This is a genomic window from Streptomyces sp. NPDC051664 (assembly GCF_044453545.1).
Lineage (GTDB): Bacteria > Actinomycetota > Actinomycetes > Streptomycetales > Streptomycetaceae > Streptomyces.
Genome location: NZ_JBITCU010000032.1, coordinates 41071 through 67662, shown reverse-complemented (window position 1 = coordinate 67662; position 26592 = coordinate 41071). Strand labels below are relative to the sequence as shown.

General features: G+C 66.8%; 31 protein-coding genes and 3 pseudogenes. 11 read left to right on the top strand and 23 right to left on the bottom strand.

The genetic code is table 11. The features are described 5' to 3' along the window. Window positions 1-121: 121 nt before the first annotated feature. From ACIA8E_RS34950 to ACIA8E_RS34935, 4 genes and pseudogenes are all read right to left on the bottom strand, one after another. Window positions 122-454 carry a hypothetical protein gene (locus ACIA8E_RS34950; protein ID WP_399304337.1) on the bottom strand — a complete coding sequence of 111 codons (333 nt, stop codon included), beginning with the start codon at window positions 452-454 and terminating at the stop codon, window positions 122-124. 1070 nt (window positions 455-1524) lie between these two features. Further along, complete coding sequence (locus ACIA8E_RS34945; RefSeq protein ID WP_399304335.1) at window positions 1525-2679, bottom strand: magnesium and cobalt transport protein CorA; 1155 nt, start codon at window positions 2677-2679, stop codon at window positions 1525-1527. A 588-nt stretch (window positions 2680-3267) separates the two neighbouring features. Continuing rightward, entirely contained in the window at window positions 3268-3828 is a 561-nt protein-coding gene (locus tag ACIA8E_RS34940) for a hemerythrin domain-containing protein (RefSeq protein WP_399304333.1), read from the bottom strand. Between the two features lie 426 nt (window positions 3829-4254). Further along, window positions 4255-4455, bottom strand: a pseudogene (locus ACIA8E_RS34935) (integrase core domain-containing protein); the annotation flags it as partial. A 162-nt stretch (window positions 4456-4617) separates the two neighbouring features. Between ACIA8E_RS34935 and ACIA8E_RS34930 the strand changes: the two are divergent. Further along, entirely contained in the window at window positions 4618-5403 is a 786-nt protein-coding gene (locus tag ACIA8E_RS34930; protein ID WP_399304331.1) for a VOC family protein, read from the top strand. A gap of 157 nt (window positions 5404-5560) precedes the next feature. Here ACIA8E_RS34930 and ACIA8E_RS34925 read toward each other — a convergent pair whose 3' ends face one another. Both ACIA8E_RS34925 and ACIA8E_RS34920 read right to left on the bottom strand, forming a co-directional pair. Beyond that, window positions 5561-6013 (bottom strand): SRPBCC family protein, encoded by a 453-nt coding sequence (locus tag ACIA8E_RS34925; protein WP_399304329.1) that lies wholly within the window; start codon window positions 6011-6013, stop codon window positions 5561-5563. A 117-nt stretch (window positions 6014-6130) separates the two neighbouring features. After that, window positions 6131-6520: a hypothetical protein gene (locus tag ACIA8E_RS34920; protein WP_399304327.1), complete on the bottom strand. Its 390-nt coding sequence runs from the start codon at window positions 6518-6520 to the stop codon at window positions 6131-6133. Between the two features lie 587 nt (window positions 6521-7107). On the opposite strand from ACIA8E_RS34920, the gene ACIA8E_RS34915 reads away from it, so the two are divergent. From ACIA8E_RS34915 to ACIA8E_RS34905, 3 genes are all read left to right on the top strand, one after another. Further along, window positions 7108-7380 (top strand): DUF5133 domain-containing protein, encoded by a 273-nt coding sequence (locus tag ACIA8E_RS34915; protein WP_399304341.1) that lies wholly within the window; start codon window positions 7108-7110, stop codon window positions 7378-7380. A gap of 375 nt (window positions 7381-7755) precedes the next feature. Then, window positions 7756-8844, top strand: coding sequence for a glutamate--cysteine ligase (locus tag ACIA8E_RS34910; protein ID WP_399304325.1), 1089 nt, complete (start codon window positions 7756-7758; stop codon window positions 8842-8844). Between the two features lie 88 nt (window positions 8845-8932). Continuing rightward, the gene (locus tag ACIA8E_RS34905; RefSeq protein WP_399304323.1) at window positions 8933-9466 is read left to right on the top strand and encodes an HAD domain-containing protein; all 534 of its coding nucleotides are present in this window, start codon (window positions 8933-8935) and stop codon (window positions 9464-9466) included. 105 nt (window positions 9467-9571) lie between these two features. Here ACIA8E_RS34905 and ACIA8E_RS34900 read toward each other — a convergent pair whose 3' ends face one another. The 9 genes from ACIA8E_RS34900 to ACIA8E_RS34860 form a co-directional block, all read right to left on the bottom strand. Then, the gene (locus ACIA8E_RS34900) at window positions 9572-10144 is read right to left on the bottom strand and encodes a hypothetical protein (RefSeq protein ID WP_399304321.1); all 573 of its coding nucleotides are present in this window, start codon (window positions 10142-10144) and stop codon (window positions 9572-9574) included. Further along, the gene (locus tag ACIA8E_RS34895) at window positions 10141-10668 is read right to left on the bottom strand and encodes a DUF6286 domain-containing protein (RefSeq protein WP_399304319.1); all 528 of its coding nucleotides are present in this window, start codon (window positions 10666-10668) and stop codon (window positions 10141-10143) included. Before ACIA8E_RS34895 ends, ACIA8E_RS34900 begins: the two co-directional genes overlap by 4 nt. Then, window positions 10665-11066: an Asp23/Gls24 family envelope stress response protein gene (locus tag ACIA8E_RS34890; protein WP_399304317.1), complete on the bottom strand. Its 402-nt coding sequence runs from the start codon at window positions 11064-11066 to the stop codon at window positions 10665-10667. Before ACIA8E_RS34890 ends, ACIA8E_RS34895 begins: the two co-directional genes overlap by 4 nt. Then, window positions 11038-11247, bottom strand: a complete 210-nt coding sequence (locus ACIA8E_RS34885) for a hypothetical protein (RefSeq protein ID WP_399304315.1) — start codon at window positions 11245-11247, stop codon at window positions 11038-11040. Before ACIA8E_RS34885 ends, ACIA8E_RS34890 begins: the two co-directional genes overlap by 29 nt. 184 nt (window positions 11248-11431) lie before the next feature. Beyond that, on the bottom strand, window positions 11432-11932 hold the full coding sequence (locus ACIA8E_RS34880) for an Asp23/Gls24 family envelope stress response protein (RefSeq protein WP_399304313.1): 501 nt from the start codon (window positions 11930-11932) through the stop codon (window positions 11432-11434). A gap of 91 nt (window positions 11933-12023) precedes the next feature. Continuing rightward, window positions 12024-12374: a hypothetical protein gene (locus ACIA8E_RS34875; protein WP_399304311.1), complete on the bottom strand. Its 351-nt coding sequence runs from the start codon at window positions 12372-12374 to the stop codon at window positions 12024-12026. Next, on the bottom strand, window positions 12371-12778 hold the full coding sequence (locus ACIA8E_RS34870; RefSeq protein WP_399304309.1) for an Asp23/Gls24 family envelope stress response protein: 408 nt from the start codon (window positions 12776-12778) through the stop codon (window positions 12371-12373). The genes ACIA8E_RS34875 and ACIA8E_RS34870 overlap by 4 nt, the downstream gene beginning before the upstream one ends. A gap of 65 nt (window positions 12779-12843) precedes the next feature. Further along, window positions 12844-13401 (bottom strand): Asp23/Gls24 family envelope stress response protein, encoded by a 558-nt coding sequence (locus ACIA8E_RS34865; protein ID WP_399304307.1) that lies wholly within the window; start codon window positions 13399-13401, stop codon window positions 12844-12846. Beyond that, complete coding sequence (locus ACIA8E_RS34860) at window positions 13392-13982, bottom strand: RNA polymerase sigma factor (RefSeq protein ID WP_399304305.1); 591 nt, start codon at window positions 13980-13982, stop codon at window positions 13392-13394. Before ACIA8E_RS34860 ends, ACIA8E_RS34865 begins: the two co-directional genes overlap by 10 nt. Before the next feature lie 494 nt (window positions 13983-14476). Here ACIA8E_RS34860 and ACIA8E_RS34855 point away from each other — a divergent pair, with 494 nt between their 5' ends. Further along, window positions 14477-15136 carry a histone protein gene (locus tag ACIA8E_RS34855; RefSeq protein WP_399304303.1) on the top strand — a complete coding sequence of 220 codons (660 nt, stop codon included), beginning with the start codon at window positions 14477-14479 and terminating at the stop codon, window positions 15134-15136. A 6-nt stretch (window positions 15137-15142) separates the two neighbouring features. Further along, window positions 15143-16096, top strand: a complete 954-nt coding sequence (locus tag ACIA8E_RS34850) for an SRPBCC family protein (RefSeq protein WP_399304301.1) — start codon at window positions 15143-15145, stop codon at window positions 16094-16096. A gap of 484 nt (window positions 16097-16580) precedes the next feature. On the opposite strand, the pseudogene ACIA8E_RS34845 reads toward ACIA8E_RS34850, so the two are convergent. Together ACIA8E_RS34845 and ACIA8E_RS34840 are read right to left on the bottom strand one after the other, a co-directional pair. Next, window positions 16581-16736 (bottom strand): annotated as a pseudogene (locus ACIA8E_RS34845) (IS982 family transposase); the annotation flags it as partial. A gap of 135 nt (window positions 16737-16871) precedes the next feature. Beyond that, window positions 16872-17294, bottom strand: coding sequence for a VOC family protein (locus ACIA8E_RS34840; protein ID WP_399304299.1), 423 nt, complete (start codon window positions 17292-17294; stop codon window positions 16872-16874). A gap of 829 nt (window positions 17295-18123) precedes the next feature. On the opposite strand from ACIA8E_RS34840, the gene ACIA8E_RS34835 reads away from it, so the two are divergent. Together ACIA8E_RS34835 and ACIA8E_RS34830 are read left to right on the top strand one after the other, a co-directional pair. Next, the gene (locus ACIA8E_RS34835) at window positions 18124-18480 is read left to right on the top strand and encodes a DoxX family protein (protein ID WP_351306744.1); all 357 of its coding nucleotides are present in this window, start codon (window positions 18124-18126) and stop codon (window positions 18478-18480) included. A gap of 408 nt (window positions 18481-18888) precedes the next feature. Further along, a complete protein-coding gene (locus ACIA8E_RS34830; protein WP_078879319.1) occupies window positions 18889-19062 on the top strand; it encodes a CsbD family protein in 174 nt (57 codons plus the stop codon). Between the two features lie 738 nt (window positions 19063-19800). Here the strand turns inward: ACIA8E_RS34830 and ACIA8E_RS34825 are convergent. Next, window positions 19801-20232 carry a nuclear transport factor 2 family protein gene (locus ACIA8E_RS34825; RefSeq protein WP_399304297.1) on the bottom strand — a complete coding sequence of 144 codons (432 nt, stop codon included), beginning with the start codon at window positions 20230-20232 and terminating at the stop codon, window positions 19801-19803. A gap of 86 nt (window positions 20233-20318) precedes the next feature. Here ACIA8E_RS34825 and ACIA8E_RS34820 point away from each other — a divergent pair, with 86 nt between their 5' ends. After that, the gene (locus tag ACIA8E_RS34820; protein ID WP_399304295.1) at window positions 20319-20888 is read left to right on the top strand and encodes a PadR family transcriptional regulator; all 570 of its coding nucleotides are present in this window, start codon (window positions 20319-20321) and stop codon (window positions 20886-20888) included. Beyond that, on the top strand, window positions 20875-21693 hold the full coding sequence (locus tag ACIA8E_RS34815) for an SGNH/GDSL hydrolase family protein (RefSeq protein ID WP_399304293.1): 819 nt from the start codon (window positions 20875-20877) through the stop codon (window positions 21691-21693). The genes ACIA8E_RS34820 and ACIA8E_RS34815 overlap by 14 nt, the downstream gene beginning before the upstream one ends. A gap of 504 nt (window positions 21694-22197) precedes the next feature. On the opposite strand, the gene ACIA8E_RS34810 is transcribed toward ACIA8E_RS34815, so the two are convergent. Continuing rightward, a complete protein-coding gene (locus tag ACIA8E_RS34810) occupies window positions 22198-22548 on the bottom strand; it encodes a VOC family protein (protein ID WP_399304291.1) in 351 nt (116 codons plus the stop codon). 224 nt (window positions 22549-22772) lie between these two features. Between ACIA8E_RS34810 and ACIA8E_RS34805 the strand changes: the two genes are divergently transcribed. After that, on the top strand, window positions 22773-23051 hold the full coding sequence (locus ACIA8E_RS34805; RefSeq protein WP_399304289.1) for a hypothetical protein: 279 nt from the start codon (window positions 22773-22775) through the stop codon (window positions 23049-23051). A gap of 291 nt (window positions 23052-23342) precedes the next feature. On the opposite strand, the gene ACIA8E_RS34800 is transcribed toward ACIA8E_RS34805, so the two are convergent. The 4 genes and pseudogenes from ACIA8E_RS34800 to ACIA8E_RS34785 all read right to left on the bottom strand — a co-directional run bounded on the left by ACIA8E_RS34800 (window position 23343) and on the right by ACIA8E_RS34785 (window position 26304). Beyond that, entirely contained in the window at window positions 23343-24650 is a 1308-nt protein-coding gene (locus ACIA8E_RS34800; RefSeq protein ID WP_399304287.1) for an MFS transporter, read from the bottom strand. Continuing rightward, window positions 24647-25255, bottom strand: coding sequence for an ArsR/SmtB family transcription factor (locus ACIA8E_RS34795; RefSeq protein WP_399304285.1), 609 nt, complete (start codon window positions 25253-25255; stop codon window positions 24647-24649). The genes ACIA8E_RS34800 and ACIA8E_RS34795 overlap by 4 nt, the downstream gene beginning before the upstream one ends. 95 nt (window positions 25256-25350) lie before the next feature. Continuing rightward, a pseudogene (locus tag ACIA8E_RS34790) lies at window positions 25351-25440 on the bottom strand (AAA family ATPase); the annotation flags it as partial. 333 nt (window positions 25441-25773) lie between these two features. After that, on the bottom strand, window positions 25774-26304 hold the full coding sequence (locus ACIA8E_RS34785) for a GNAT family N-acetyltransferase (RefSeq protein WP_399304283.1): 531 nt from the start codon (window positions 26302-26304) through the stop codon (window positions 25774-25776). Between the last annotated feature and the right edge of the window lie 288 nt (window positions 26305-26592).

Sequence of the window (26592 nt, the reverse complement as noted above, 5' to 3'; positions counted from 1 at the left end):
CCAGCCGATCCCACTCCGCATTCGTCAGATCCCCACGGCCCATACAGCCAGCCTGGCCCCAACACCCCACTCACGTCCGGAGATCCGAGAAACAGCGCCTAATGCGGTGATTCTCGCCCACCTAGCCCGAGGCCACGGCGTCGCCCTTCGGCGTGTTCGCTAGCCAGTACGCACCGAGCTGAGGGAACCAGTCGAAGCCGTCGAGCACCGCAACCGCCTTGGCCAGGAGTTCGTCGCCGCTCTCCGGCCAGGGCTCGAACCCACTCTCGCCCAGGTCGCCGACGTCCATGAGCCCGCTGCTCAGCAGCAGCGTCAGCAACTCGACCGCGACGCCGCGGAACTCGGCGCCCCGGTCCTCTGCAATGTCCTTGGCCAGACCGAGGAGCTGGTCAACCGGAACCCAGTCGTCCAGGCCTTCCTCGATCAACTCACGGAAGATGTCGTGGTCGTTCACTGGGCAGATGCACCTTCAAATCTTTCTTGCTCCCCGCCAGGGAGAGGTCGATCGTCTCTGACATCCACCGTGGACATCAACCACGCCGGACGGAGACGCACCCCAGCGTTCTTGTCCGGCCATCGTGTCAGCTAGCGGTTGCAGCCGGAGCGGGCTCGGATCGAACTCCTGAAGCGGATGTCATCACACCACGGAGCGCCCTCCCGGGGCCGTCTCGGGGCCGTGGAAGGGCGCTCAACGGTGACCAACGCTGACAACTGCCGACAGCTCAGCAGCAGGTCACGGCGTCAATCGATGATGTGACCGCAGGTCGGATACCCGGCATGTCACTTCTTCGGCTTCTGAGCCTTTGGTTCGTCGGAGGTTCTTCCTGACACAACACGCCCTCCCAAGGGTGATCGACAAGGAAAGCCCTCAGCTCATCCGGAGCCGCCGCCTCAGCAGGCAGGTCGCCGGTGCGAGGCTCGAAGAGGCTGACAAGCTCTGCCATGAGTCGATCATCGAGTGCGGGTACGTGGTATTCGTCGATAGTGCCTTTGAAGAAGAGCCAGTCCGACACCCGCAGGGCACCTCGCCGTTTGAGGTTTATCGGACTCATGCTGCTCGGTCCACGAGCCGAGGTAGAACACCGGGGCCTGCCGCAGCGCGAGATCGAGAATGGGTGTGGGCTCATCCTTGAGGTTCCAGTGCACTCGGGCCTCTGAGGCGGGTACCGCCTGCGGCAGCGTCGCCAACCAGAGGAAATGAGGATCAGTCACTTCGACAGCGTTGCACACCTGCCCTGGCGAATGGCAGCCAAGCACAGAACCATCCCGATCGCAGACGGTTGCCGACGGCCCGAGGGCCACGAACCACCACCACAGCGGACTTCGGCGACAGCCCTGCCGATGTCTCGCATCGAGAGGATCGGTTCGTGCCACAACCATGCCATGTCGGGCGGGGACTCACGGGGAACTGTGGCAAATGAGAGGGGAGCAGCGGACTATGCCGAAGTCTGTGTTCTGCAGGTGCGGCGGCAACTCGTCCCACCCCACGCCCCTACGCTGATCCGGCGGGTGCCCACGGGTCTGCTAGAGCCAGTCGCGGCGTTTGAAAACCACGTACAGGCCGACGCAGACCACGGCCATCAGGGCGATGGCGAAGGGGTAACCGAGGACCCAGTGCAGCTCGGGCATGTGGTCGAAGTTCATGCCGTAGACGGTGCCGATGAGGGTGGGCGCGAAGAGAATGGCCGCCCAGGCGGAGACCTTCTTGATCTCGTCGTTCTGTGCGTGGCCGGCCTCGGCCAGCTGCTTCATCTCTTCGTTCTGGGCCTGATTGACCAGAGTGGCGTTGACGGTGAGGATGTCGCCGAGCATCTCGCGGAAGCTGTCCACGCGCTCCACCACGGTGGTGTCGTGGTCGGCGACGTCACGCAGGTAACGCTGGAGCTCCTCGTCCGTGCCGTACTTCTCGAAGCCGGCCTCGAGCCCGCGCATGATGGTCAGGAGCGGCCGGGTGGCGCGCTGGAACTCGACGACTTCGCGGGAGAGCTCGTAGATACGGCGGGAGACCTTCGGGTCGCCGCCGAACACCTCGGTCTCGATCTCGTCGATGTCGTGCTGGAGTCCGGCCACAACGGGCGCGTAGCCGTCGACCACCGCATCCAGGATCGCGTACAGAACCGCCTCCGGGCCCAGCGCCAGCAGCTCGGGATCGGCCTCCAGTCGCTTGCGGACAATGGCCAGGTCGGGTGCCTGGCTGTGCCGTACGGTCAGGACGAATCCGGGGCCGACGAACAGATGGAGTTCCCCGAAATCCACCTCCTCGGCCTCGTCCATGTACCGGGCCGAGCGCAGCACGACGAAAAGCGTGTCCCCGTAGCGCTCAAGTTTCGGCCGCTGGTGGGCCACGATGGCGTCCTCGACGGCCAGCTCGTGCAGCCCGAACTGCTCCGCCGCCTCCCACAGCTGCGCGGGGGACGGTCGATACAGCCCGATCCACGCCATGGTGCCGGGTTCCCCCGGAAGCCGCTGGTAGATCTCCTCCAGCGTCGAGGGCGTCGCGATCCGTCGCCCGTCACGGTAGATCGCCGCGTCCACCACGCTGCGGGCCAGAGACGCGGGGGGCTCTTCTTGCTCGGCCCGTGGATCCATCGAATGCTCGGGGGCCGGGTCCGGTCCGTGCCCGCCCGGGCTCAGTGGCCACTTACCCGCTCGGGCCGCACGCGATCGCCAATCGGACATGACAGAAACCTCCAGAAGCAAACCCACCCGAGTTCGGTCCACGTGGCGGCTTCGAATCAGGTGGTAACTGGCCGGGCGAGGTCTCTTGCAAACCGGCCCTCGGCACAAAACAGCCTATTTGCTGTCCTGCTGTCGCGCGATGGAGTCACCCGGGCACGGCACCCCTTCGCGGGGACGGGGGGCGCGTTCCCGCGCTGTGGAGGCGAGCACCAGGCCGGAGGCCGTGATCAGTAAGGCGGGACCTGCTGCATCACCGACGACGACGGCTCTCCTGGACAGGTGCTTCAGACGTGGTACGGCGTACGCCAGGACCGCCGGATGAAGCACGAGACACGACCAGCCGAGTACCGCAGCCCCGCCCTGTGGCTCGTCTCCCGGGCAGCTCCCCTGCCCGCTGCCCGAAGCGCGCCCGGGGCGGCCAGAGCCACGGACGAGAGCAGCGCGATCCCGAGGGTGACCGTCCTCATGCCTCTGGATCCTCATGCACTTTTCCCTTCGGCGCCTGTCGTGGCGCAGCGCGCCCACGTTCATCGCGGTCATCTTCCGCGCCGCGAGCAGAACCGGTTCATCACGGTCTGTTGAGGGTGTTCAGCTCTTGCCGCGCCCGGTCAGCAGGTCGCGTGCCCGGTCCACCAGGCCGACGCCGGGGCCCAGCAGCTTGTTGCCGGGCGGGGTGTCCGGGGCGGAGGGGTGCGGGCGGGTGGGGGCCGTCCTCTTCGCTGTACGGACCTTGTCGCCCAGTTCGTTCAAACCTTCGGGGGTGCAGGCCGCGGCGAGTAGAGGGAACAGCCGTTCCTCCTCATCGCGGATGTGCTCGCTCACCTCGAGCTTCAGCTTCGCCACCAAGTGGTCGAACCGCGGGTCGTCCGCAGCCAGGCCCTCCAGGTCTTTGAGATGCTGTTCCGCCTCTGCGTGTTCGGAGAGTTCCTTGTCCGCGATCCAGTCCCCGCCCTCAACGTGCTTGCGCACCGCCGGGTACAGGTGCATCTCCTCGGCGACGGAATGGCGTACCAGTTCAATGGTCAGTTCATCGGCCAGCTTCCGGCGCCGCTTGTCGCCGACCGGCTGCGCCTCGATCTTCTCGAACAGTTCGTCGACCTCGCGGTGGTCGGTGGTGAGTTCCGCGATCACATTTCCGCCGTGTCCCATTGGGGGAGTCCCTCCGCTTGTGCGGCGTGAGCTGAAGACAGCTCACCGTTCCACACGCGTACCCCCGGAGCTCTTCAACACGCACACCAGCGCAGCGCGCTGGGGGACTGGCGGTAGGGCCGGGACCGCGGGCAGGGAGGCTGTCGCACGTCCGGGCGCACGGCTGCGGCGCAGCACCAAGCCCGGCACCTGCCCTTCTCCGGGCGGTGCGGTCCGCCCGTTGAACGGACAGGAGAACCGGATCGATCAGGTTCGTCAGCTGGGCGGGTGTGGCTTGCCCGGCGGTGAGACCGGTGATCGCGTGGACGGTTTCGGCACTGATCCTGCCGGACGTGCGGTCCACTCGGTGGCGCTTGAGCTGGACGGACCTCGCAGGCCCGGCGAGGAGTCGCCCGGGGCGGGCAACACCTGCGTCAATGGCCGGCTGTATCGACCCGCGGGGATGTCGACCCGGCTGATCGGTGGCTTGGGTTCGAGTGCGGTGTGGCAGCGGTGACGATTGCAGGTGTGGAGAAAGTCTGCCAGCGCGGCGGTGCGTTCGGCGTTGCTGGTGCAGGGCCGGAGGTAGGCCCATTCATTGAGCAGCGTGCGGTTGAAGTCCTCGAGCTTGCCGTTGGTCTGCGGGCGGCCGCTGGTATCGCCGGTGAGCCGGGCAGCCCGCGAGAAGCGGGGCCGGCTGCGACACCTGTTGTGTCGCAGCCGGTACGGTGCTGAGCCCCAGTGCCTCGACCTCCCCGGCGTTACTGTGGGACATGCCGGTTGTACGTGACGGCGGAGGAGATGGCAGGCATGTCAACTTCAAGCCACGCGATGTTCGGCGCTCCGTGCTGGGTCAGCCTCATGACCCGTGATCTCGAAGCGGCGCAGCAGTTCTACGGTTCTGTCCTCGACTGGACGTTCCGCCGCGCTCGGCTCGGGGACGCCTTCTCCGTCGGTCTTCACGAGGGGATTCCGGTCGCCGGCATCGGCGCGCTCGCACGGGATCTCGCTGTGGCCGTGGCGTGGACGCCGTACTTCGCCGTTGACGATGCCGACGTGACCACAGCACGGATCCGCGAACGCTGCGCCACACTGGCCGTCGGCCCCCTCTCCTTCGGTACCGGCCGGGCGGCACTGGCCGCGGACCGTGACGGTGCAGTCTTCGGGATCTGGGAGGGAGAGGTCATCCCGGACTGGGGGGTGGGTCGCAAAGGGGCCCCGGCTTGGCTCGAACTGCGTACCAGAGATGCCTTCGATGCCGCCATCTTCTACGGCGAAGTCCTCGACTGGGGCGGCGAGCGGCCGGGCTGCTGCCAAGTCGCGTACGAAAACGATCATGTCGTACTTCGCCAAGGCCAGGACACGGTGGCGCGGCTCAGTGGCGGAGCCGTGGAGGCCGCTCCCGATCCGCAGGTCCGGCCGCGCTGGCACGTCCATTTCCGGGTGTCCGACATCGAGGCTGCCGTTCAGACGGCCACCGGCCTCGGAGGCAGCAGCGTCTCTCCCGTGGAGCAATCCGAGACCGACCGCTGGATCACGTTGCGTGACCCGGACGGTGGACTGTTCACCGTCACCTCGCCCCGGTTCGGGTGCTGAGCCCTCCAGAGGCGGATTCACCGGTCCTCCGCCGACACGCGGCCAAGGACCCGAACAGCCCGAGAGTGGACTGCACGCAGGCGCTTCAACCGGTACGGAACAGCCGTCCCGGACGGACGGCTGTTCCGTACCGCTCTTGCGGCCGATCGGGTGTGTGTCACGGGTGGTCGGCGTCGGGCGGCATGTCCTCGACGACCCTGGCGAGTCGCCCGAGCATGGTGCGGTGCCGGATCTGCAGGAGGGCGTCGAGGGCGGCGTTGTGGAACTGCCCTCCCGGCCCGCGCAACGGATGTTCGTCGACAATCACGAGGGTGTTGTCGCCCCAGGGCCGGATGTCGAAGGCGATTCGTGCGGTGCCGAGCGGACCGTTGTCTGCCTCGAGTTCGAGCGCACCGGGCCGATCGATGCGACGGACGGTGGTGTGGCCCTGGAACTCCTTGGGGCCCAGACGCACCGTGTACTTGATCGAAGATCCGACCTCGGGCCATCGGCCTTTCCCCGGGCCGGTTTCGTGCGTGCCGACAACCCAGTCGCCGTAACGGGTTTCGTCCTCGAGGAGGGACCACACCACACCTGGCTTACGGAAGATGAGTTGGTGCCGTACGGCCATGATCGCCTCCCACGTATGCGGCTCCGCTGTCGAGGTTCTTCGATTGCTCGGCCGCCATCAGCCGGCGCACAGCGCCGATTCCGACCCGCGAGCCCGGCATGATCCGATCGAGTGGGCCTAGCCCTGCCTGGACTTCTTGCCCGGAGGATCCTGAGGGTCCACCCCGGTGGTTGCCGAGGCATCCTTGGTGCCGCTGGGGCGCTGTGAACGGCCTCTGCGACCCGTGTCGTGCATGCCTTCTTCAGAACCCTTGGCGCGCTCTTCGCCCCTGCGGCCGGTGCTTTTCGCGGTGTCCCCTGCGACGTCCTGGCTTTCCTCTTTGGAGACCTTCCTGCCGGGTCCCGGGCCGGGTGCGTGCTCCTCGGGGTGGAAGGAGCGATGCGCGCTCGGATTGTCCTGCTGGCGAGTCTCGTCCACGTCCGACGCCCAGCCATGCTGCTGGGTTCCTTTGTGTCGGCTCGGACCTTCGCCGTGCGGCGGCGGGGATGGCTTCTGATGTTTGGGCATGAGTAGGCCTGCCTGCCTGTGGGGGTGGGATTCGGTCTGTGAACGCGAAAACGCTTCGACGCTCCCTTGCAAAAAATTCTCCCATTCAATGTGAAAGTGGGCATATCGGGTCGATGGCGCATAGCTCCGAGTGTGCGCGCGAGAATCGACTCGAAGATTCGAATGTTTGTGTGACTGGGTGGCTGTGCGAGAAAGTCCGGCAGGTTTGCCAGCGGAAGTCCGCACACTCGATGGAGCGAGGGAGGCCGGGGCCGGAGAGGGCTCACTGATCGGCCGACGCCCCGCATGAGCAGACCGGAGACGCGTCTGCCAGGCCGAGCGAGCCGACCACCGACCACTGACCTCTCCTGGGACAGCCGACCATGATCTACGAGAACGGGGTCCGGCTGGCCGAGACCGACCGGTTCCCGCTCGACGGCCACCACGCGGGGGCCGACGTGGACCTCGACCTGCTCTGGCAGAAGCGCCGGTGGATGGGCACCACTGTTGCCGCGGTCGCGCAGTCGGAAGTGTGGCCGCCGCAGCCGGGGGTAGTCGGCCGGTCAGGCCAAGGGCCCGTCCAGAGTTGTCGAGCGGAAGGACCGTCCATGCTGATGGCGCACCCGGCCGTACTGCGGAATCTGATCGAGCAGTACGAGACCCTGATGGTGCTGGAGGCCGAGAGCGGCGCTCGTGACGCCCGGCAGCGGTTGGACGATGTGGCATACACGCTGTGTGTCGCCACGGGCACGGGGGACGTCGACAGTGCGCTGGTGGCCGCCCGTTATCAGTTGCCGGGGGCCCGTCCTCAGGATGACTCCCTGCTTGAGGCCTGGCCCGTGAACCTGCCGTCAGGCGCAATCGCAGGCATCCTGAGATGACTGGCGTGGTCCGTCAGGACGGCGTAACCGTGGTGGGTGTCTCCACCCGGGCTACGAGCCGATGCCGAGGGGGACGCCCATGAGCGAGACGACGCCTTCTCAGGCCGAAGACAAAGAGGGTCTCGGACCACTTCACCGTCCCCATCTGTACGTGCTGCCGCAGCCACATCCATCCCTGGTGCGACACCAGCCACCGGTGACGCACGGGCCGGCGCGTCACCGATCCGTCCTCCGGCGACGGTCGAAGGCTCGACGAGCCGCATGCGGATGCTCGACGAAAGGCAGATCCTGTGGCGAGCCACGAGTTGAGCGAGCGCGACGACTAACGCTGTGTGTGGGGGATCGGTCAGTCAGCCGAGGAGAGAGGGCACGGCTGTGCGGAGCGTGGGTGTTGAGGAGGAACTTCTACTGGTCGACGCGGAGAGCGGTGAACCACAGGCCCTGTCGACAGCGGTTCTGGCCATGGCGGACCGCCATGCCGAAGGAGAGTGTGCCTTCGAGTCCGAGCTGCACCGTCAGCAACTCGAATTCGCCACCCGGCCTCAGACCGACATGGATGAGTTGGCGGAAGAGATAATCCGCCGACGTGTGGAGGCTGCCGGTCACGCGGCCAAAGTGGGGGCCGCCGTGGTTGCGCTGGCCACGTCCCCGCTCCCTGTCAGCCCGACTGTCGGAACCGGTGAGCGATACCAGTGGTTGGAGCAGCATTTCGGACTGACCGCGCAGGAACAGCTGACATGTGGATGCCATGTCCACGTGTCGGTGGAGTCGGACGAGGAGGGCGTCGCCGTGCTGGACCGCGTGCGGCCCTGGTTGTCGGTGTTGTTGGCCCTGAGCGCGAACTCGCCCTTCTGGCAAGGCCAGGACAGCGGCTACAACAGCTATCGGAGCAGGGTCTGGGGCCGCTGGCCGTCGGCAGGCCCGGTAGATGTATTCGGCTCCGTCGAGCGGTATCACGAGCAGATACAGGCGCTGCTCGACACCGAAGTGCTGCGGGACAGGGGAATGATCTACTTTGATGCGCGCCTCTCCCACCGCTACCCCACCGTCGAAGTCAGAGTTGCGGACGTGTGCCTCGATCCGCTGGTCACGGTGCTGCTGGCCACCCTGATTCGTGGTCTGGTCGAGACAGCGGCGTGTGAATGGCGAGCCGGTAAGCCGGCTGCCGAATTCCGTACAACTCTCCTGCGCATGGCTGCCTGGCGAGCAAGCCGTTCCGGGCTGGATGACCGGCTGCTCCACCCTCTCACCATGCGTCCCGAACCCGCTGAAACCGTGGCTCGTGCCCTGCTGGCGCATGTGCGCGGCGCCTTGGAGGAGAGCGGCGACCTGAAGGCGGCCGAGGACGGGCTGAGCTCATTGCTCGGTGCGGGAAACGGAGCGCGTGTCCAGAGAGACCTGATGCAGCGGACCGGTAGCCTCCGCGCCACCGTTTCGGAGTGCGTCCGGCGCACCCGAGGATGACGGCGAAGCGGCGAGTGGGGCGACGGTCGATTGCCGGGCCCTGCACATCGAGGCGGTCCTCGGTGCGGTCTGTCGCTATCGTGCTCTCGTGACTGGGTTTGTGCAGGCTTCGCTGCTGTTTCTCGATGTCGATGGACCACTCATCCCATTCGCCGCGGCGTCCCAGCAGTATCCGATATATGCGACGGGTCCCGAACCGCTTGGTGCCGACGCGAATCCGCTCCTGACCAGGATCAATCCGGAGCACGGCCCCCGGCTGGCGGCGCTCCCGTGCGAGGTGGTCTGGGCGACGACATGGATGGCTGACGCGAACGAGTACATCGCCCCCCGCATCGGTCTGCCGCAGTTGGCAGTGGTGGTCTGGCCGGAGCCGTCCGACATCGATGACCAGGATGAGCGGAACGGACTGCACTGGAAAACCCGTGCACTTGTCGAATGGGCTGCGGGGCGCCCGTTCGCCTGGGTCGACGACGAGGTCACCGACACCGATCGGGCCTGGGTTGCTGCCCACCATCAGGGACACGCCCTGCTTCATCGTGTCGATCCCTGCCATGGTCTGGCTGATAGCGACTATGCGGCTCTCGACTCGTGGCTGCGACAGTGGGTCCGACACTCGTCTTGAGAACGTGAAGAGGCGGTGAGAAGGACCCAGCGGCAGTGCGTGGGGCGGCCCGCCGCCCGGGGAGCCCAAGCCTCGCAGACATCTACGGCCTGTACGCCACAGCCCTTAGTGTGCGCGGGTGCCGGTGTGGGTGGTGAAGCGGTACTCGACGGTGCAGGGGAGGGCGCCGAGGTCGAGCGCTTGACGGAGCCGGGGCAGCCCGTGGGCGTCGAGGTGATGGTTGATGGTGGTGAGATCGCCGCTTTGCTCGGTGCTGATCACCATTGCCAGGGTGGGGTTTTGGCGGGTTCCGGCGAGCGTGGCGCGGGCGTGGTGGACGCCGGGGTAAGCGGTGACTTCCCTGAGGAAGGGGGCGGTAGCAGTGTTCGCAGCCAGTTCGGTGATGCCCTGCTCGGGGTTCTGCTCGAGGTGCCAAGTGTGGGTTTTGGGGCGCCGGGTGAGTTGCGCGGCGATCCAGCGCAGGATGAGCAGCCCGAGAACGATGGCGGTGACGGCGACGATGCAGAGTGCCCAGGTGGGCGGCTCGGCGGTGGTGGCAGCGAGTGTGGCGTCCGAATCCAGGAAGGTGAGGTGGCCGAAGTGAGCCGCCACGGCGAAGGAGCTTGCGGCGAGCAGGAGGACGCCGAACACGGCTAGAAGGGTGCGGTTGAGGCGGGCTGGGCGGTTGAGGCTGGTCATGGTGCGTTCCTGGTGGCACGGAGCTGGATCTTCACGGCCGGACGGATGAGCGGGGTGATCTGGTCGAGGCGCCGATCCAGGGCGGCGCGCACGGCATCGGTGAGCCCCGCGGTGTTGGTCCGGTCGGTGCGGATGCGGGCGACGATCGTTCGACGGCCCAGTTTCAGCTTCGCTCTGCTGACCCCGTCGACACTCGAGGCCGTGTTCTGCAAGGCGTGGCGCAGGCTACGCCTGGTGATGCCGGCGTCCAGGTCACCGGTCAGCGGCAGAACGGTCGGTTTCCCCGGCAGGAGTGCCGCGAGCAGGACGAGCAGCCCGAGCAGGGCGAATGCGACGCCGGCAATGAGGATGGTGGCGTCGCTCCAGTGGGTGCTGTGCAGGGTGCCAGTGACGGAGCGGTAGCTGATGAACGGGCTCTGACCGGCGATCAGTTGAATGGCGACGATGGCGATCAGCACGCAGGCTGCCAGCAGGACCAGCGCGGTGAGAGTGGCCGGGATGGTGCGGCGGGGCCGGCATTTCATCGGACTCTCCTGGTCGGTGAGTCGGGAGCGCGCAGTGCAGTGACGGTGATGTCGACACGGGTCACGGTCAGACCGGTGAGGTCCGCGACACGGCGTACCAAGCGTGCGCGGGCGTCTTCGGTAGTGTGAGCGACGGATTGTGGATAGGCGACGGACAGGCGGACATCGAGCGCCGCAACTGAGTCGCCAGTGACCTTCGCGGCAACCCGGGCCGAGTCTTCGGCGTGTTTTCCTGGGACCGCTATGCCGAGCAGCCGACCGGCTGCTCCGCCGATGTTCGCCACCTCGGTCAACACCCGGGCGGCGATGCGTTCCACGGTGCGGTCGGAGACCGTCGTGCTGCCTCGCTGCGCCGCGCCGGACTCTCCTTCAGCTGATGTGGTGATCGCGGTGTCCATGGAAGTCGTCCCTGTCACGGCCGGTGAGTTGGGCGAGGTCGAGCTTGCCGTCGAGGTATCGCCCTACCAGCAGCCCAACCGTCCCGAGAACAAGGACGATGAGGAAGGCTTCGAACCCGCCGAACGCGCCGGCGAGGCCAAGGACGAGCCCTGTCAGGAGGCCTATCTGAGTGGACGTCATGTCAATTCTCCTTGATGCCGTACGTTGCCCTGACGGTGGCCATGCGGCATTGAGCCGGGGTGTGCGAGGTCGCGCAGGCGAACCCTTTCTCTGCATGGATCCCGTCGTGAGACCCCCGTTCGCACTGTGGTGATGCACTGCCTCAGATGCACGGCGTCACTTGGGTGCCGGGGCCTGGGAGCGACTACTGGACGCGGTCGCCGGTGCCCTGGGTGTCGCCGTCACTGTCGTCGGCAGGGATGTGCACGTCACTGACATTGATGTTGACCTCGACGACTTCCAGGCCGGTCATCTGCTCGACGGAGTCGATGACGTTGTTGCGGACATCCTTGGCCAGCTCAGGTATGGACACTCCGTACTCGACCAGCAACTGCAGGTCCACCGCTGCCTGCGTCTGCCCGACCTCGACGGAGACGCCCTGTCCGGCACTGGCGGAGGCTCCGGGGATCCGCCCCTTTACTGCGCCGAACGCCCGTGCTGCTCCGCCACCCAGCTCATGTACGCCTGGCACCTCGCGGGCAGCGAGACCGGCAATCTTCTGGACGACGACCTCGGCGATGGTGGTGGAGCCCTGACCGGAGGCTTGTGGAGGGGAAGCTTCCGGTGTGCTGGTGGCGCTCTTGTCCGCGTCACCAGCGGCAAAAGTAGAGTGCTCGGCAATATTCGTGGAGGCCGGGTTCGTCATGGTGCTCTCCTCGGTTACCTGGCTCTGGACGAGGCGGCTTCGCGCTCGTCACACCTGAACGACCCGTGTCAGGGGAGAACGTCATGGCCGCTCAGGCACCCGCGTCACCCGCGTCACCCGCGTCACTCGCGTGATCGCGAGGGGCAAGGGCGGCGGCATCGATGTCGGTGACGACCAGGCGCAGCCTGGCGTCCTTCCACCGGGTCTCCATAAGCGCCGCCTGCAGGGCGGCCTCGGCTTCGCGCAGGATCGGAGGAAGGGGTAGGGCGAGGGCGACGACACGGATCTCGATGAGTTCGTCGTCGATGCCGACGGCCAAGGAGTCGAGGTTCCACGGCACGCGTGAGCCGACGTGGGTGGTGGCGGCGGTCGCCGGACGCAGACCGGGAATCCTGCCCAGGACGGCCAGAAGTGAGCGTGTCAGCTCTGATCTCGAAGTCACCACGCACCGGTCCCATACAAGTCGATGTCCATGATCGACACCACGACGGCCTGCGGAGCGAGACCCGTGGCATTGGCAACAGCCACCGTCACCTCGCGCTGAACCGCCCGCCCCACGGCCCCAGCCTGGTCGTGCCCGGAGGCGACCATGTCTATGGACGCGCGCAGGCTCGATGGCACGACTGAGTGGTCAGCCGTGATCCTGACACCCTCGGCCGGGGCCGGGGCCAGGCCGTTGATCTTCTGGCGTACCGAACGCGCCACCTGGGAGGCGAGTCCGGTCAGGCCGGGTTCGAGCCGCACAACACCAGGGACGCCGACAGCGGCTCGGGCGGCAATCGCGGCGATCACGGGCTCGGCGATCACCCACTGGGCACGGGGAACCTGTGTCTCATCGTCCGGCACGGTCGTTGACGTAACGAACACCGAGTCCATGTGCTTCAGCCTCTCTTGACAGTGTGCTGCCCGATTTATGCGTCGTACAGGTCTTCAACGGTCAGGTCCAGACGCACCAGGGCTAGTCCGACCCGTGCTGCAGCGGCTGCCCGGACCTGCTCGCGCACCTCGTCGACGGCGTCGGCGGAAAACCTGCGGTAGGCCACCGCAAGGCTCATCTCCACATCCACCGCGCCCTCCCTCTCCGTGACGGAAATCCGGCAGTGCCGTGCGCGCACACCGTCGACGGAATCGGCGGCGCATCGCAGCACGGCAGCGACCGCTTGTTCGCTGATCTGCACCCCGCCCGGCTCCGCGCCGGGCAGCGCGAGCATGTGGTGACGGCGGACCTCTGCGCGCACCGCAGACATGATCCGTCCGGTCAAGCCCAGCGGAGGTCCGACCTCTTCTGAGGCGAGCTTGCCGGTCACCTCCTGCAGGATCACCAGGCTCTGCCGAGCCGCAGAGCAGTGCTTGCAGGCGAGGTCATGGGTGTCACCCTGGCCGGTGTCGGCCGGATCGAGCCGCTCCCACACCGTCTCCATATCGCGGCCGCAAGGCAGCACATAGCCCTGAGCGTCGCTCATTTCCATGGAGCCATCGCCTCCGCCAATTGCACTCGAGCGCGCGCTATGCGTCCACGCACCGCCGTACGGGTCGTGCCCATGACCTCGGCTATCTCCTCGTAGGAGCGACCGTGCACCTCCCGCAACAGCCAGCATGCCCGCTGCTCGGGCGTCAGCCGCTTCAAAGCCGCAGCGAGCGCGATCAGCTGCTCGCTGACCTGCGCCGCCCGCTCCGGTGATCCGGCCGCCTCGGCGGATTCGCGACTGTCCAGGTCAGCCTCCGTGACGGGTCTGCGTGCCCGGATGATGTTCAGGCATCGGTTGCTCGTCGTCCGGTAGAGCCAGCCCACGAACGCTGCATCGTCCCGCAACTGCCCCAGCCGCCGCCAAGCGGTCAGGAACACCTCTTGCACCACGTCCTCGGCGTCACCACGGCTCGCGAGCATTTGCACTGCCAAGCGGTACGTTGGCCCCTGATAGCGGCGCACCAGCACTTCGAAGGCGCGCATGTCGCCGTCACGGGCGCGGACCACCAGCGTGGCATCATCCAGTCCCACCTCCGGGGCCGGGGAGGCGGGCTGTGAACCGGCACCGGCAGACGACGTCACCTGCACAACCTTCCTGCGCCGGGCAGGCTCTCGGGCCCTTCTCACGGACCTGCTGGCATACCGACAGAACCCGCCTCGCAGTAGAAGGACACAACTTCCGCGCCCGCGTCACGGCACATCAAGTATCCGCCACACACTGGGGCCACTGCAGTGGTCGGCGCTGACGCCGGCGACCGGCAACCGCCGATGACACAGCGGCCGGCACCCGCATCAGGAGGCAGAACATTCCAAGATGCGACTGCCACGATACGGGTGAGACTGGTGAGTACAGGACCGGCATTGAGTGATGGCTCTCGCGCCGAGGCGACTTTCCGTCGTGGCCAGAATCGCCGGGCTGTAGAGGGCCGGCCGCGCCCGAAGTGAGCAGTAGGTCCCCCCTTCGTTGCGCTCCCCAAATCGGCAGTGGCCGCCGTCAGCAGAGACCACTGGCAGCCACAGAGCGGCAGTTTGCGCGGCATGGGCGGGCCCGCGGGAACGATGAAGGTGACGTGCGCATGGACGATCAGACCAAGGTGACTCTCGCCGCGGCTCTTGTCGGCGGATACGTGTTGGGCCGCACGAAGAAAGGCAAGCTCGCGCTGAGCGTGGGGACTTATCTGGCGGGCAAACGGTTCGGCCTTGAGCCGCGCCAGCTCGCTACCGAGGGAATGCGCAGGCTGGGGGAGATCCCGCAGGTGGCCGAACTGCAGGACCAGCTGAAAGGGGAGCTCCTCGAGGCCGGTCGCAAGGCAGTGACAGCTGCTGCGACTCGCGGCATGGGGACGCTCGCAGACACGCTGCGTGACCGCACCGCCGCCCTGGGCGAGAAGGAAGAGGCTGAGCCGGAGGAGGAGTACGAAGAGGAGGAACCGGAAGAGGAGGAAGAGGAGGAGGAGGAGGAGGAGGAGCCTGAACCCGAACGCCCGCAGCGCCGTAGAAGCTCCCGGAAGCCGGGTCGGCCTGAGAGGGGCACCGCGTCACGGCGAGAGAGGGCCCCGTCTTCCCGGAGCTCTTCCGGGGCGGCGTCGAAGGAGCCATCCCGGAAGAAGAAGTCCTCCGCGACGAAGCCGGCCGCGAAGAAGTCTGCGCCCAAGAAGCAGGCTCCCGCAAAGAGGGCGGCGTCCTCAGGGCGGCCCGAGAAGAGGACATCCAAGCGCGCCGATCGCCGGAGGTAACCCGTCATGGCTGGGAAGGAGACGAAGCAGCAGGAGGCGCAGGGGTCGGGGGCGGACGGACTGCGTGAGGCACTGTCGGGCTTCGTCGAAGCGCAGGTGGGACGGCTCGCGGAGAAAGCCGGCGACAAGCTCACGGACGTCACGGGGCAACTCACCGATGTGGCCGACAATGGCGGGTCACTGCTCAAAGTCGGCTCGCGTGTCCTCGGGGGCGAATCCCCCGTGAAGGCGTTCTTGTCCGAGAAGGCCAAAGGCCTCAAGGACAGTGTCGTGGGCAAGGTGAAGGAGGCGTTCGGCGGCGGCAAGGGCAAGTCCGGCAGTAGCAAGAGCATGAACATCATTGAAGTCCTCGATGTCGGCGTGCCCCTTCGCACGGCCTACGACTACTGGACCCAGTACGAGGAGTTCAGCAGCTTCACCAAGGGCGTTCGCAGCGTCTCGATGGGCGACGAGATGTCCAGCGACTGGAAGGTGAAGGTCGGACCCTCTTCCCGCAGCTTCAAGTCGACTGTTCAGGAGCAGATTCCGGACGACCGAATCGTCTGGTCCTCCGAAGGCGCCAAGGGGACGACCAACGGTGCCGTAAGTTTCCACGAACTGGCACCGACGCTGACGCGGATCGTCCTGGTCCTGGAGTACTACCCGTCCGGGTTCTTCGAGAAGACCGGAAATATTTGGCGGGCCCAGGGCCGCCGGGTTCGGCTGGACTTCAAGCACTTCCAGCGGTACGTCACTCTCACCGAGGAAGAGCCGGAAGGCTGGCGGGGCGAGATCCGAGACGGCGAAGTCGTCATGTCACACGAAGAAGCCCTGGAAGAGGAAGAGGCAGCACAGGCCGAGGACTCGGAGAATGACGGCGAGTACGAAGACGTGGAAGACGGCGATGCTGAGGATGAAGGAGAGGACGTGGAGGAAGACGAATGGGAGGACGAGGCCGCCGATGAAGACCGGGAGGAATGATCCCGGCATGCGCGACATCGGGCCAAGTGGCCCGCATGGTGACGGTCCGTCTCCTGCCTTGCCTTGTCGGCAGGAGACGATGCCGCAGTAATGAGCTGCAAGGCTGGAACGTATCCAGCGTCCGCGGCGGGCGGCGCATAGCTGGGGGGCTTGTCGGGGAACAGGTGGTGCTCGATCTGGTGGTTGAGACCACCGAGGGCTTTGTCTGTGACCCGGCTGCCGCGCACGTGCAGCGTCAGGAAGGTCTCCATGAAGGAGTTCGAGATCCGTCCCCCGTGACACCGTCGGGAACACCAGCCGTCGCGGGGAACAGCGAGGCAAGGGCAGCGGTGAAAACGGGCATGCGCGACGAGGGCCCGGCGGCAGAGGTAGTTCACATAGTCCGAGCACAGCACAGGACGTCTTCGCCGCGACTGGTGTGGACACACCCAGGACCCGCCCGGCAAACGGAGCGCCGCTAGATGATCAATTCCAAGGGGTCAGTGGCCTGCATCATCGCAAGGGTGACCAGCTCGGCGTCGGTGAGCTGCGGCGCGATCCCCACGGCCGACCGCCACGGCGCCAAGTCCGGACGCTCCCTCAGCAGATCGTCAGTCGTCGCATAGGGTGCTGTCGCGAGGGTGTCCAGGTTGTTCGTCACAAAACGATCATGGACGTCCTCGTTCACGTCTCCGCGGGCACCCCTTGATTTGATCATGTAGCGAGAAGGGCATCCGCCGGGGCGGACGCCCCCTCGCCAACGCGGTATGAACCGAAGACCAGTGAACCTATTCGATTATGGGCGGGAGTAGGGCCTGGTCATAATCTCCATATTGTGGCGGTCCGGGTCAGCGAAGTACGCACCGCGGCCGCCGAAGAGGCGGTTGATCTCACTGGGCTGGGTGTGGTTGGGGTCGGCGTAGTAGGTGACCCCAACCGCCTCCAGGCGGGCGATCATGGCGTCGAACTGTTCGTCGGGCACAAGGAACGCGTAGTGCTGTGGCTGGATCGGCTCGTCGCGCTTCTCGTAGAAGTCGAGTGTCACACCGTTGCCCAAGTCGACGGGCAGGAAAGGCCCGATGGGGGAGGCGACTTCCAGGCCCAGGATCGCGGCGATGAACTCGGCCGACAGGTGTCGGTCCGTCGCATAGACGGCAGTGTGATTGAGCTGGGCGGTGGTGATGGGCGGCTCGTAGTGGTGCTGCTGGTTGTGCGTCATCTGCGGTGGCTCTCCGGTCTTGGGTTCCGTGGGATGAAGCGCCGTTTGCAGGCGCCGGAAGGAAGACGCGAAGGGAAGGCGGGGCTCGGGCCCGCCTCGTGCTCATGCCAAGGCCGGGTGCCTCACTGATACGTGGCCCATGGCCGACCCGGCAGTCACCCTGCAGACCCTAGGGTCAGCCCAAGGGCTGCTGCAAGACCCGGCCCCGGTCCTGCTTTGCACGCGCTGAGGCCGTTCGCCACAAAACGATCACCTCGTTCACGCACGAGCACGTACCCCTTGGAATTGATCATCCAGGGCGGGTGGTCAACCTGCGGATTCGCCCTTGTGGCGGGGTCTGATCGTTTAGATCGTCTCGCATGACGCGAGGGCAACTGTCGTATGTGGAGTGAGAGTTCATCGACCAGGGCTGAATGCCGCCCTCCCTGGACGCTCCAAGGGTGGGCAGACCGGCAATCCACCTCGCCGCCGACCGGAAGTGCCGCGCCTGCACCTGCACGCGAGCCTCGATGATCTGAATCAAAGACCTCGTCCAGGCCGGCCCTTGATCACAACGCCATGCGAGCTCCAGGAGTAGCGCTTACGGTCGGTTGGCTGCCTTGGGGTCGTGCCGGGGCGACCCGGGACGGCCATCAGCGCACAGGAAGCATCTCAGCCCCCGACAGCGCCATCGCGCGGTATTGCTCAACGGCTAACAGGCGTTCGAGACCACTGGCACGCCCGGCTGCCGACCGATGTCACAAATCGAGTCGCTGGCTCGTCGTCCAGGAGAACGGCACCCCACGACGGAGTGCTCAGTAATGCTATTCCCCACAGAAACGGAGAAATCGTGTTCGCAGCCTACGTCACGGTCACCATCCTCGGTGCGGTCTTCAACGGTGCCGCCGCCGTCACCTACCTGATAGGCCACGAATACCCCAAGACCCAGGCGGACATGAAGGGCGTGCCCCGGAAGTGGGTACCGGTGCTGGGCATGCTGCTGGCGGCGGGCACCGTGGGGCTGCTGGCCGGGCTCGCCGTGCCGCTCCTCGGGACCCTTGCCGCCTCCGGCCTGGTGCTGTACTTCATCGGCGCAATCATCGCCCACCTGCGGGTGGGCTCCCGCAACATCGTAGGTGGGATCGTGTTCCTCTCCACCGCGGCGGCCGCTCTGGCTCTGGGCCTGGTCTACCACGGCCCCTGGTAACCCGCGGGCCCAGAAGTTCCGCGAGCGTCACCTCTGTGGCCGCCGCCGTCCTCCCTGCCCCGCTTCATGGGCATGTGCGTGCGGCCCCTACAGGCAGAACGGGACGGTCGTGTGGACGACGAAGCCAGGCGGCCTCGATCGTGAGGCGGGCCGGGGTGTTCGGGGCGGGCCGGCGGTGGACGGCCTGCTCGTCGGCGGTGACTACCTGCTGGGTGGCCCATTGGGCCCTCAGGGTCGGGACAGGAAGCGGAACGGGGCCCTTGAGGGCCATGCCTGAGGACGTTCAATCTCATCCGGACTTCATATAATCCCGTTTCGGTCCGACCGGTCGGTAGATTGCGTCTACGGAGCCATTTACGGTTGACGTGGAAGTTCTCCATCGAGTTTGAGAAGCGGGATGTGAGTGTCGTGGCCAAGGACGAGAAGGCCAAGGCCAAGGTGGAACAGGCCAAGGGCAAGGTTGAGGAGACCGCCGGCCGCGCGGTAGGCAACGAGGGTTTGACGGCCAAGGGCCGCGCCGAGAAGGCCAAGGGTGACGTTCGTCAGGCGAAGGAGAAGGCGAAGGACGCCTTCAAGCGCTGAAATGGGCCCGGCAGGTCCGGTGCGAAAGGATAGTCGCGGGGGTCCGCCGTCACGGCCTGGCGGGGAATGCGTTGCCGTCCGGATACGGCAGATGTTCCCTCAGGCACGCCGACCCGCCGTCTACCGCCGTTTCGCCCAGTGGAGCCGGGCACGCGGTGCAGGCCCGGCTCCACTGCGTCATCCTCGACGCGCCCGGCGTCGGAGGAGAACCGGACTGGATCCGGTGCGCTCGAGGCGGTCGGCGTCCGGGCCACAAGGCGAGTTGTCCGGACCGAATCCGACGACTGCGGCAAGCCGGAATCGACCATCCACCCGTGATCACCGACGGGAACGGGCCCCCGTGCCCCGCGAAAGGGCGCTTGGGCTGCTGGACGGCCAGGGTCTGAGAGATCCGAGACCTGTCCCGAGCGGTCCTCGAATCTGCTCACATCCGCTGGTCACTCAGTACTGGAATGCGCCCGTCTGCTCTCAGCCCCAAAGGGCGATCTACCTCCTGGCGTCGGCTAACTACAGGGCCAGACCGCCTACCGGACCGTCGCCCACCGGCTTGAGTGAGGGCGGGAGGCAGCTGCGGCCACCTCACCTCTCCGGACGTCGTGCTCAAGCGGCTCGGGACCGCTCACCCCCGGGCGGAGCGGCCCGGAGGGCAATGTTGCGGGATCAGATATCGGCAGCAGGCCGCTGCGTAGGCCCCGTGCGCGTCGCCCCCGCTCATGACCCCTGCCCCATGCGTCCCATTCAGCGACCGTCGGGCTGGGGAATGAGGCCGTCCGCGACCAGGCCGGCGAGCACCGCCTCGCCCAGGGCGTGCACCGCGGACTGCGGGCGGACCATCACGGTGAACTCCTTGATCCGGCCCGTCTCGTCGAACTGAAGCAGGTCGATGCCGTGGATCTCCTTGCCGTGCACGGTGGCCCGGAAGAGGAGGATCGCCGACGGAGCCTCTTCACCGTCGGTGCTGGTCTCGGCCGCGCCCTCGAAGTGTCCGACGTAGCGGAAGTCCTCGAAGGTGCGCAGCAGAACGCCGAAGAGTCCCAGCACCATGGGCTTGCCCTCGAAGGGGGTGAACTTCACCGGGCTGTAGAGGCGGATGTCTTCGGTGAACAGGTCTTCCAGCGCCGCGAGCTCACGCTTCTCCACGGCGGTGCGGAAGCGTTCAGCAGTCTCCATGACTCCTCCTGATACTCAAGAATCTGACTAGTCACTTTCTTGAGTATGATGCAGTGGCGGACAAGGAAAGGGAAGGGGCTCCCTCGGTGGCCTTGCGACATGCAGTGCTGGCAGCGCTGCTGGACGGCGAATACAGCGGATACCAACTGGCCAAGGCGTTCGACGTCGGCGTCGCGAACTTCTGGCACGCCCTGCCCCAGCAGCTGTACGCCGAGCTCACCAAGCTGGAGAAGGAAGGGCTGGTCGCCGGTCGGCAGGTGGTCCAGGAAACCCGGCCCAACAAACGTCTGTTCCGGGTCACCGACGCCGGTCTCGCCGAGCTGGAAAAGTTTGCCGCATCCGTATCTAAGCCCTCGTTCATCCGTGACGACCTGCTCGTCAAGGTCCAGGCCGCCGATCACATCGGTACCGCGAGGGTGATCGAGCAGCTCGAAGAGCGAGCGTCCGCAGCCGAGGCCAGGATCGAGCTCTTCGGCAAGCTGCTGCGGCAGATGCGCGGCGAAGCGGACGAGGAAGAGTTCCTGCGTCGAGGCGAGCGGATCGGGCCGTACCTGACCTGCCTGCGCGGCCTGGCCTTTGAACAGGGCAACCGGGACTGGTGCCTGCGGATCTCAGCCGTTCTGCGGGAAAGGCGGACGTGTCATGAACCGCGGTGAATACCTGCGTTACGTGGCCCTGGGCGACAGCCAGACGGAAGGACTCGGCGACGGCGACGACATCATCGGTCTACGGGGCTGGGCCGACCGGCTTGCCGAGCGCCTCGCGGCCGTCAACCCCTCCCTCGAATACGCCAATCTGGCCGTGCGAGGACGTGTCGCCGGGCAGGTCCGCACCGAACAGCTGGAGCCTGCCCTGGCCCTGCGTCCCGACCTGGCGACCGTCGTCGCCGGGGTCAACGACCTGCTCCGGCCCCGGTTCAACGCCGCGGAGGTGGCCGGGCATCTGGAAGAAGTGTTCACCGCGCTCACAGCCACCGGGGCCCACGTGGTGACCCTCACCTTCCCCGACGTCGGGAAGATCGCGCCGCTTGCCCGGCCAGTCAGGTCCCGAGTGTTCGACCTCAACGCCCGCATCCGCGTTGCGGCCGCCCGGCACGGGGTCACGGTCGCCGAAACCGCCGGGCACGCCGTCACCACCGACCCACGGCTGTGGAGCGCTGACCGACTCCACGCGAGCCCCCTGGGTCACGAGCGGATCGCCGCAGCCGTCGCCCACGCCATTCATCTGCCCGGAAGCGACGACGCCTGGACGCTCCCGCTGCCTCCCCAGGCGGTCCCGGCCGGCTGGCAAGCCTCGACAGCCGAACTGCGCTGGGCGGCCGCGTTCCTCGGCCCCTGGCTCGCACGCCGTCTGCGCGGCCAGTCCTCCGGCGACGGCCGCACCGCAAAACGCCCCCAGCTCCTGCCCCTGAGCGCCACGCCCGACTCCCCGGCAGACACCGGTCCACGGGAACACCTGTAGGGCGGGCATCTGCCCGGGCGGGCTTCTCCCGAAGGGTTCCGCGCTGTGCTGTGCACCGGAGTGGGCACGTTCATGCGCACCCGGCTGGGCCCTCTTGTGAGTACGCCGACACTTGGCCGGGCGCCAATGGCTGAGGCCGGAGCCCATCAGCTCCGACCTCGGTTCGTGGAGAGCCTGCTTGCTGTTCCGGGAAACTCCAGGCTCCGCTGTATGTGCGATCGGTGCCGGAACGGACGCTCTCTCCGACCTGGGCCAACTGCGGTGCGTTGCACTGAAGCCAGCCTCTGACCCCGGCGTGGATGCCCATGGCCCCGGTCCCTTCGGGCACCGTACGGTTCGGAGCAGCTGTGACCCGGACCGGAACGGTAGGCCCGAGCCCGGCGCATCGCCAGACCCGACGGTAGGCGGACCCTGCAGTCCGCGTCGCGGGCGACGGCGAGCGGGCGTTTGACAGTCATCCCGTCGGTCAGTTCCAGCGAGCGCGGGGTGTGCGGCATGTGCGCTTCACAACTCGGTAGCTCGCTCGTGGCGGGGCTCGTACATGCCCACCTCGCCGCCGCCCGGCAGGCGGAACCTGGTCAGCCGCCCCCAGCGCGCATCGGTGACTGCCTGCGTGAACTCCACGCCCTTCGCGGCCAGGCTCTTCATCGTTGCGCTGATGTCGTCGCACATCAGGTAGAGCTCCTGTGTCTCCGGACCGTCCGTGGGATGCACGGCGATCTCGGTCGGCGGAAGCTTGAAGATCAGCCAGCCGCCTCCCGCATCGACGTGCGGATACTCCAGCACATCCCGGAAGAAAGCCCGGTCCGCTTCCGCGTCACGGCTGTAAATGATGAAGTGTCCACCGGTGATCATGTGGTCAGGGTATGCCCCGACGCGGACACCGCGCTGCTGCATCTGTTCCGCCGTTTTCCCGCCGTTCGCGGCTGCGTCCTCCTGGGCAAGTCGGGAACCCTCAGCGGCGTCGGGGTATTGACGGACAAGTTGAAGGATGTCGCGGGCGTCGTGGCGAGGGTGGTCCAAGCCGGTATGTCTTACGTCCCACTGCATGATCCGCTGTATCGGCTTACCGTCGGGACATGAGCGAGATCTTCGTGATGTACGAGCTCGATCAGCCAAGTGCAGCGCGATCCTTCACCGGTGCGTCACTGGTTGAGGGGCGGCCCGTCCGCTGCGTGCACGCAGCGCCCGCCGCTCCTGGGTCCACCACGACTCCAGGGCCGCGCACCCTCTGCGGTAAGGACACCTTCGCCATGGAGCCATCTCCCGGCCGGCCCACGGATCCCGGTTCCTCGTGGTACACGGCGGAGTACGCCCAGCTGGTCTGTGCGCAATGCGATGCGGTGCTGGAGGTGTGATCAATCCTCCAATCGGCGGTGCTCCTGCTGGCTCCAGCCCTGGAGGGCACAGGCCTGGCTTCGAACGATTCGGTTGGCCCCACGGGAACGAGTAGACAGCGATCTTCGGGCCATGATCTGAACGAGTATTTCGGCCCCGCCCTCGCAGCGGATCATGGATCCGATCCACAAGGGTGATGCCACGGGGCGCCCGAACACTATCCGCACTGAACCGACCCGCGACCTGGCATGCATGTGCCGGGCCGTTGGGTCCGGGAAGTCTTCGCTCGGACCCGGGTGGTTCCCCGGAGATCAGCAAGGTAACGGTCGCGCGTCCGTGTCGCTGTCCGGAGCCACCGGATGGTCCGGAGTCAGGGAGTGGATGCGTGGTATCGGCGAGGGCAGCAACCAGAGCAGGGACAGCGCTCCGCCGACGGCCCCGATGAGGAGGGTCGCCCGGAGGCCGATGAGGGTAGCGAGGAGGCCGCCGAATACGGCGCCCACAGGACGTAAGCCGTAATTGATCGTGCTGTACGCACCGGCGACCCGACTACGCATGCCATCGGGGATCACGTCCGCCTGAAGGGAGTTGAGGTTGACGTCGAACAACATGACGCCGACTCCGGAGAGGAACTCGGCCACGGCCAAGGCTCCGGCGCGAGCCCAGAGGGGGCCGTCCGCAGCAGCGGCGATGGCGATCGGTGCCGGGAACAGCACGGCGCCCACGACGATGCTGCGGCCCACGCCGAGTCTTCGCGAGATCTTCGGGGCGATCACCGCGCCAAGGAGCGAGCCGGTGGCGCCGATTCCGAACGCCATGCCGATGACTCCCGCGGTCAGTCCGAGGTTTCGGCTGGCAAATAGCACGATCAGCCCGCTGCCCGCGACAAAGGTGAAGAAGTTGACGGTCGCCGCGCACCCGAGGCTCGCCCGCAGCACCGGGTGACGGACGACGAACACCAGTCCCTCCCTGGCACGCCGAAGCAGCGAGGATGCCGCTTGGTCATGGGCTGCTGGCGGTTCGTCGATCGCAACCCGACCGACCAGAGCCGCAGACGCCAGGAACGTCAGGGCGTCGACGACCACGGCGACGGGAGCGGTCAACGCCTGGACCAGAGCACCACCGATCGCCGGTCCGGCGACGTACGACGCGGAACGGCTGGCACTGAGCTTGCTGTTCGCGTCGACGTAGGACGAGCGAGGCACCAGGTGGGCGAAGAACGGCGGATAGGCGGTGTTGAACAGCACCCCGGCCGCGCCCGTCAGCAAGGCCACGACATACAACTGGCCGAGTGTTACTGCCCCCAAGAGATGGGCAGCCGGGAGAGAGAGCAGCACTGCCGCCCGCACCAGGTCGGCGAGAACCATCAGGCGCCGCTTGTGGGCGCGGTGGTCGGCCCAGGCACCGAGGACGATCGCGAGCAGGTTCGGGGTCCAGATGAGCGCGGTCAGCAACGCCACCTGATTGGCCGAAGCGTGCAGCGCCCCCACCGCGATCAGTGGCAGGGCCAGTTCGGTGATCCGGTCGCCGAACTGCGAGATCGACTGGCCGGCCCAGAAACGACGGAACCGCCGATCACGCCACAGCGATATGGGTAAGGACTGGTCTGCAGCGCTCATGGCGTCTCGCCGGTCTGATCCGCGGCACCCTCCGGCAGGGAGTAGCGCAGCAGCCGGACACCACGGCCGTCGGCCGGACGCGCGGCCTCGTCGCGCATCACGTAGGGGGCGAGAATGCGCTCGATCGCGTCCTCGATGGCGGCGAGTTCGTCGGCGGAGACGACGACGCGGGTGTTGGCCAGACCTGCATGCCGTCGCCACACCGGTTCGAGCCCGGGTTCGACCTCGGCAGCCCACCGGTTCGGCAGCTCTCCCGAGCGCAGGAACATCTCCCGGGACAGGACCCGCGCAGCCGACCTGCCCTCCTCGTCGTCCGGATCCTCCGGCGCCTCGAACCGGAAGCCCCGCGCCACCGCCTCCCACCGCCTCTGGCGACGGTCCGGGCCGGGCTCGGCATCGCGGACCAGCCCGAAGCTCGCCAGATGCCGCAGATGCCAGCTGGTCACTGACGGGGTTGCTCCCACATCGGGCGCGAGTTGCGTCGCCGTCGCCGGCCCGTGCCGCTGCAGGCGTTCGAGGATCGCCAGCCGCACCGGATGCGCCAGCGCCCGCATCGCCTGCGGATCAGTGATCTCGATATCGCCCAGACGATTACCAGAATCCATGACGTGAGAGTCTCCTCTCACATATTGTGAGAGTCAAGTCTCACATCTCCTGTGCCGGGCGGCCACGCGATGTGCGTCCCGCGGAACAGGTGCGATCACGTGCTGGCGGCGGCCTGCTGGCGGGCTTTGGTACTGGCGAGGCGGTAGGAGTCGCTGCCGGTCTCGATGATGTTGCCGCCGAAGGATCAGCAACTCGGCCAGGACCCGCGGTAGGCCATCCGGTCGGGGGCCGCGGCGTCGGCGAGCTCGGAAAACTGGCCCCGCATAGTGGACTGGCGCAGGTTGCGGTATGCCCGTCGATGGCCGCGTCGGCGGCAGGTGCGGTCAATCCACGGGAACGGGTGGCGCTCATGGAGGGGCTCCCTTGACCAGTCGCATCCGCGTCGTGCCCAGAGGGCGACTCCTGACGCCAACGCGATACCGCGCCCTGATGCCCCGGCTCGATCGCGGCCGAGCCGGGCAAACTGGCGGCTGTAGTGGGTCTCGAAGGTGTCCATCACTCAAGCGGCTTGCTCGCCCTATGGGGCGAGGGGCGACTTGTGGCCTGCGGCCAGACGGCGGGCCAATACGTGGGTGCTGCTGCCGTCATTCTCTTTCATGTCCCGGACATGCTCGAAACCGATTCCGTCCAGCAGGGTCAGTGAGGCCTCGTTCGCTGGGTCCACCGTGGCGTACACCTGGGTCAGTCCAAGGGTGTCGAAACCATAGGCGACGATCGCCTCGGCCAACTCGGTCCCCAGGCCGGACCCCCATGCCGTCGGCGCCAGAGCGTAAATGATCTCGTGGCCTCCGACGACATCGTTCGGCTTGATCTCGGCATGCCCGACGAGGAGTCCATGGCGACGAACGGCCCAGACATCGAACAGGTCCTGGGCGTACACCTTCGTGAAGATGCGCCCGAACAGGGCACGGTCTGATGCTTCGGAAGCAGTGCCGTCACCCATCCACTGCGACACCCTGGTGTCCTGGAACAGAGCGACGAAGCCCTCTTCGTCCTCGGAGAGGTACGGCTCGAGGAGTAGACGCTCGGTGCGCAGAGTCGGGGGCACAAATGGCGACGCTACTCACGCGACATCCAAGTCGGCAAACCACTTTCGCCCGCGCGGACATCGCCCGTCCCTTCTCCATGCCGCACATCGCTTGGCGCCGCAGGCCGAGCTGTGATGCGGGCCCATCCGCGCGGCCGACTGTCCGAGCTGCGTCACTGGATGATCGATTTCCAAGGGGATCAGCGATCGTCCGTGGACAGGAATGCGAGCGCTTCGCGACGACCGCGAGACGCCACTGGACCTGCTCGCGGGCGAACAGGTCCTTCCTGTGTGAGCCGCGGCAGACGT